The sequence below is a fragment of the Adonisia turfae CCMR0081 genome, from assembly GCF_011009555.1.
In the GTDB taxonomy this organism is placed as follows: Bacteria; Cyanobacteriota; Cyanobacteriia; order Phormidesmidales; family Phormidesmidaceae; genus Leptothoe; species Leptothoe turfae.
In genome coordinates this window covers 6,822,800-6,825,010 of sequence record NZ_QXHD01000004.1, presented here as the reverse complement: position 1 = coordinate 6,825,010, position 2,211 = coordinate 6,822,800, and the positions used below count along the sequence as shown (strand labels likewise).

The window sequence follows — 2,211 nt, the reverse complement described above, 5'->3', positions numbered from 1 at the left end:
CCGTTACATCAACGGCAGAATCGACTTAAATCTTGCATACTAATCAATGAACAATGTCACAGCAAACGAATGCAATATCGTCGATTTGGACGCACAGAACTGCAAATGCCGGTGTTCTCCTGCGGCGGCATGCGGTATCAGCACTCCTGGAAAGATGTCCCGCAATGGATGATTCCAGAAAAAAATCAACAAAACCTCGATGCGACAATCCACTGTGCGATTGAGCTAGGTATCAATCATATTGAAACTGCCCGTGGCTATGGCACATCAGAAATCCAGTTAGGTAAAGTATTGCCGACGTTTGATCGCGATCGCATCATCGTTCAAACCAAAGTTACACCCCGCGAAAATCCTAAAGAATTCCTCGCCACCTTTAATAAGTCCATCAAAAACCTACAGCTAGACTATGTAGACCTGTTGGGTATCCACGGCATTAATACCTACGAACTGCTGGACTGCACACTACGTCCGGGCGGCTGCATGGAGGTTGTGCGTGAACTTCAACGCCAGGGTCGAGTGCGCTACGTCGGTTTTTCCACCCATGGCCCCACCGATGTCATTGTCGACACGGTGAATACCGGGCAGTTCGACTATATGAACCTGCACTGGTACTACATTTTTCAAAATAATTGGCCTGCCATTGAAGCGGCCCAAAAGCACGATGTGGGTGTGTTTATCATCAGTCCATCGGATAAAGGCGGCCATCTGTATGCACCACCACCCAAGCTGGTGGACCTGTGCGCACCGCTGAGCCCAATGGTGTTTAACGACCTGTTTTGTCTGAGCCATTCCCAGGTGCATACTTTAAGCCTGGGGGCTGCTAAGCCTAGCGATTTTGATGAGCACGTGAAGGTACTGCCATTGATAGATCAGGCGGATGAGGTACTACCACCGATTCTAAAAAAGCTGGAGGAGAGTGCGATCGCAGCCCTGGGCGAAACCTGGTACAAAACCTGGGATGTGGGGCTACCCAAACCAGCCGACACCCCCGGCAATCTAAATATCCCCATCATTCTCTGGCTTGGTAATCTAGTGGATGCCTTCGATATGACCGAATACGCCGCTGCCCGCTATAACCTACTGGGCGGTGCCAGCCACTGGTTTCCTGGTTCCCGTGCCGATAATGTGAACTCTTTAGACCTGCGTCGCTGTCTTCAGCACAGCCCTCACCAGGATGTTATCCCTCAGCGCTTGATGGAAATCCACACACGTCTGGCTGGAGCAAAGGTCAAGCGTCTATCAGAATCCTAGAGCTTGCGTAACCATAAATGAAATTGGTGTTGGCAACCATGGTTGCACATTATCAGCTGGAGTGGGTTGATCAAACACCTGAAACACCCAAACGTCGGGGTGTCACCCTAGCTCCAGCTAATGGTGTCAAGATGAGATTTAAAGGCAAACGATTATAGTTATCTTCTGCACTACGCTGATAAACCTGCCTGAAAAGTTTTGAGTGCCTCAACATGGTTGTCGATGAGAATACAGCGACAAAATAAATCTAAATCCATCTCTGGAACAGCTTTACTAACGCTGATTTTTTCATAGTAGGCTTCATCGTTATTATCTCGTAAATGATAAAGCTTGAGAACTCCATCTTCCCAAAACCAAACCTCAGAAATTTTAAGGCGTTTGTAAGCTTCTAGTTTGTCAATGCCACCGCTAGAGAAAACTATTTCGATAGCTAAGTCTGGACGTTGGCTACTAGGCGTCAGTTTATACGACTCATCAGCTTCTCGTTTAACATTTCTGGCTTCGTTTTCTAATGTCATAGAGCCAGTTGGCTTAAAGTCAAACCCAGCCATCAGCAAGTATAGTTCCAGTAGGGCTGCGATTCGCTTTTTGATGGTTTCATGGAGTTCTCCAGGCATTTGCTGTATCTCTAAGGTGCCATCTAGAAACGAAATTCGATACCCTGGCTGCTCAAGGAGTTGCTCAACCACTTTGAATTCACGCCAAGTCAAGCCTTTGAAAAGTAGGCGATTTTCTTCAGGGATTGGGGGAGCCGTTGTTAATGTCATTGGCGTTGCCTCAATCAAAAGTGATTTGCTTCCTATCATAGGACAGCTACTAGTGGCTATGCCACTGGTGGAAAGCCAGAACCTGAAAGGTGTTGACACATATGTTGATTTGGGTATTTCTCAACCCTCAAAGAACTTGTCGATAATTCGCTCATAAACTTGGTGTAGCTCATAAATATGGGCGATGGGAATA

The 2,211-nt window shown here is 47.0% G+C and carries 2 protein-coding genes; one reads left to right on the top strand and one right to left on the bottom strand.

Annotation, left to right across the window (positions count from 1 at the left end; genetic code table 11):
• The first annotated feature begins 69 nt into the window (after nt 1–69).
• Complete coding sequence (locus tag DXZ20_RS33000; RefSeq protein ID WP_163702940.1) at nt 70–1,251, top strand: aldo/keto reductase; 1,182 nt, start codon at nt 70–72, stop codon at nt 1,249–1,251.
• Nucleotides 1,252–1,421: 170 nt separating this feature from the next.
• Here DXZ20_RS33000 and DXZ20_RS32990 read toward each other — a convergent pair whose 3' ends face one another.
• On the bottom strand, nt 1,422–2,018 hold the full coding sequence (locus DXZ20_RS32990; RefSeq protein WP_163702939.1) for a Uma2 family endonuclease: 597 nt from the start codon (nt 2,016–2,018) through the stop codon (nt 1,422–1,424).
• Between the last annotated feature and the right edge of the window lie 193 nt (nt 2,019–2,211).

Coding starts and splice junctions, on each gene's coding strand:
- DXZ20_RS32990 (WP_163702939.1), bottom strand. CDS start 2,018: ATGACATTAACAACGGCTCCCCCAATCCCTGAAGAAAATCGCCTACTT.
- DXZ20_RS33000 (WP_163702940.1), top strand. CDS start 70: ATGCAATATCGTCGATTTGGACGCACAGAACTGCAAATGCCGGTGTTC.